The 3,353-nt window shown below is 34.6% G+C and carries 5 protein-coding genes; all 5 read right to left on the bottom strand.

Features of this window, described 5'->3' with window-relative positions:
* Positions 1-486 precede the first annotated feature (486 nt).
* Positions 487-870 carry a hypothetical protein gene (locus tag ACY2RQ_RS18990; RefSeq protein ID WP_490114583.1) on the bottom strand — a complete coding sequence of 128 codons (384 nt, stop codon included), beginning with the start codon at positions 868-870 and terminating at the stop codon, positions 487-489.
* Positions 871-958: 88 nt separating this feature from the next.
* Positions 959-1,630, bottom strand: a complete 672-nt coding sequence (locus ACY2RQ_RS18995) for a ribonuclease E inhibitor RraB (protein WP_490114584.1) — start codon at positions 1,628-1,630, stop codon at positions 959-961.
* Between the two features lie 120 nt (positions 1,631-1,750).
* Positions 1,751-2,422: a hypothetical protein gene (locus ACY2RQ_RS19000; RefSeq protein ID WP_490114585.1), complete on the bottom strand. Its 672-nt coding sequence runs from the start codon at positions 2,420-2,422 to the stop codon at positions 1,751-1,753.
* Positions 2,423-2,533: 111 nt separating this feature from the next.
* Positions 2,534-2,854 carry a hypothetical protein gene (locus ACY2RQ_RS19005; RefSeq protein WP_490114586.1) on the bottom strand — a complete coding sequence of 107 codons (321 nt, stop codon included), beginning with the start codon at positions 2,852-2,854 and terminating at the stop codon, positions 2,534-2,536.
* On the bottom strand, positions 2,844-3,353 hold a 510-nt coding region (locus tag ACY2RQ_RS19010), incomplete at its 5' end, for a hypothetical protein (RefSeq protein WP_490114587.1). The genes ACY2RQ_RS19005 and ACY2RQ_RS19010, both read right to left, overlap by 11 nt.

Consider the following 3,353-nt stretch of genomic DNA (forward strand, 5'->3'; position numbering starts at 1 on the left):
CACTTGTTAGGCGATTTGATATTCTGAATACGGGCTAGATTATATTTCAATGCTTATATTCACATGACTATGGATATTCATAATAACTTGAGCTTTTATGAGGACTTCACTTTTTTAATATCCAAAATTTTTCTATAAAAGTCTTCTACAGATATTCTTATGTCGTTTATTTCAGTTACTTCCAGTGAGTCTTCAATAGACACTTCATTATCATTCATGTAAAAGTAGACATTAAATCTACCTAAAATAATCTCTTCATATATTCTATCTCTGTTAGAGCGAAGATCATTGATAGTATTAATAAGGTGGTTGATGATCATTTCACTACAATCTTCAGTAATAAACTGCTCAAAGGGTGTAAACATAATTTTTCGGATGATAAAAGTTCACTGGATGTCCCGGTTGAATGATAGCGCCTAACGCCAAAATCAGGTGCGCCGTAGGCGTCACCTGGATTTTCTTGTTAGCTGAAAAATATTGTGATAATCAATTACCAAAACTTATTTCGGAAACTGATTCATATCTTATGATTTGGTCAGCGGTACCAATAATTGTTGTGCTGATCTCTACATCATTCTTGGCTGTAATAATCAGCTTTATGCCTTTTGCTTTAGCATATCCAGCTTCTATGCCCAAACCCACGCCTTTTTCAGAAACATCGATAACTACAAGATCTGATAAATCAATCTTATTGAATGTTTCTTGCATTATCTCTTGAGCTGAAAACTCCTGTTTTCCCCAGAACTCCATATCTCTGACGACACAGTATGACTTCATTCCATGCTTTACGAAACTTTGCTCAAAATCCTCAATAATATTTCTATTTTTGTTATCTGAATGATATTTGATTCCAAAATATACGTTCTTCATAACTTCCTGATATGACTTGGTTTGAACTGGACATTTTGCAGCTAACGCCAAAATCAGGTGCGCCGTAGGCGTCACCTGGATTTTTTTGTTATGCGTCGGTTGGTTTGGCTTTATTAAACAAAATCCAATGCTCTATACCATCTAGAAAATGTTCACTATCTACATGACAATAGTGAAATACTCCATTATGTTTTTCAGCAATACCGTTCATAAAGGAGAATAAACGATCAATATTTTCTTTCGATGGTACGGACTTTACGCGAATTTCAACTGGATTATCATCGTAGTCAATACCAACGTAACAAGTAAAACCTTTTGCATCAGCATTTTCAACAGCTAATCTGGCACTTTCCTCTGAAGAAAAAAGTAAAGAGAAAAATACAAAGGTTGGCTTTGTAAGGTCGATGTTATTCAGTCTGAGATGTTCAATGAAATTTTCACTTGTTAGAGTTTCAGATTCTTCATCATAATTTTCTATAAGTTCTTCTAATTCCGTTGGTGACTCGTTCAATTTCCTAAAAGCATCAACGATAAGAGATAGGCTTTTCTTATTGTATGAATAAGCAGCAAACATATCACTTTCAGAATTAAAGTCTACTTCTCTCAGATCAACTCCATCATTATCACAATATTCAATAATGAGGTTTTCCCAAACATGACCAGTTGGGACGAGGTTATTCTTTGCAAAGATTTCCTCGTATTCACTTAATTCCGAAGTAGATATTGAATATTCACCGTCTTCTGATTTTTCTATTTCCATATAAAAGTATTTCTTAACCTTTTGCTAGGACTCTGAACTTTAGACGCATAACGCCTAAATCAGGTGCGCCGTAGGCGTCACCTGGATTTACTTGTTATGTGGCAATTCGACAATGTACTTTTATATTAATGACTGATAATTTTCGTACAGTCTGTTGTATTCTGTAACTGCATGTGGAAGGGTTTTTTTGAATTTTTCTAATACTTCAGGTGATATTGGTATTCCATTCAGTTTTTCTTCGCTAAAGGCTACGTTGTAGTTTGATTCCTTTTCAATTTTAGGAGGTGGCAGAAAATCTGTAGGTTTGACATTCAGCAAGTCTTTACCTTGCTGAGTATATTGTGCGATTAGCGAAAACTGCGAATGAAGAGCAACTTTGCAACATGCTAATAATTCTTCACGAAATTCATTTTCTAGTTTGTAATCTTTGATTGAATTAGAGATAGAATAAAATAGATTGACTTTTCCGCTTTTGCTCCCTTCAACATCATAAATGCTTCCTCGAGGGATAAAGTCATGAATTTGGTTTTTGATAATTAACTTATTCGTTTTCTCTATTTCCCTGAGCGTTTCTTTTGCTTCATTTTTTGTCTTTTCCCATGTCTCAATGCTGTTTCCCATGAGTTTCAATGATTTTATATTTGGTGCGATGTACGTAGCAAATGGAAAAATAAAAGATAATGATATGTACACTAAAAAATTATTAGCGGTAAATTTATCCAGATATAGCAGGATAACCCCAATAGAAAATAGGATTATGAATGTCCCTATTAGTTTGATTTCGTTTTTCATAAATCCATCTAAGTTTTTAATTCTCAAAGTTTACTCAGTGCTGGCTTTTGCCACATAACGCCTAAATCAGGTGCGCCGTAGGCGTCACCTGGATTTTCTTGTTATGTTTGATTATTGTTTATCCACTATTTCTTCCCACTCTTTCTCGTAGCCAGAGTTTTCTAAATAGCCAGATAGGGAATTCATTAATTTTTCATTCCAAAACTCAGCCCCTTCTTTCCATGGAAGCTGAGTTGAGTCTTTTTCATCTTTAATCGAGGCATCCACCATGTTCCAGAAAAATACACTCAAATGAGTCGCTTCCTGTGAGTTTGAAACAGAGCCGCGTTCAAGTATTTTTAATGTATCTGCGTCATTCAGCTTACGAGCATAATGCTCGGCATACTCTTTCTCTTCTTCAAATCTATATGAAATCATATTTTCAACTCGCATCTCTAATTACGGACATTCTTTGAGCAATAATTTTCAAATTTGAAACTAGTTTATCAACATGAATTTGCTCAGTGACGGTCAAAAAATAGTGCCCTTTTTTGTTATTATCTTCTTTGAACTCCATTCCTTTTGGAATGTCGGCCTTTTCAAGAATCCAATATATGTCGAACCTTTTTCCAGGATTGTGTTTAGATTTTAACTTATGAACTTGCTTCAGATTCTTATAGGTGGATGAAAAAGATAGCCCCATCTGATCATGAGGTAATACCCACTGTTTATCTTCAGAAAATAACCAGTCTTTTATCCTCACACCTTTTATTATTTTCTCATGCTTACCAACATCTCTCTTTCTATATAATGTTGGATGGCTGAGCATTTGAGTAGGTCGGCATAGAATTCCTTCGTACTCTTTAATGACAGAACTAAGGTCGTTTATTATTTTGAACTGCTGAATCATTCTTACTCCTTTAAGATGTTGAACTCCAAAAACATAACGCCT

The organism is Parendozoicomonas sp. 209JJ7-1 (genome assembly GCF_058147085.1).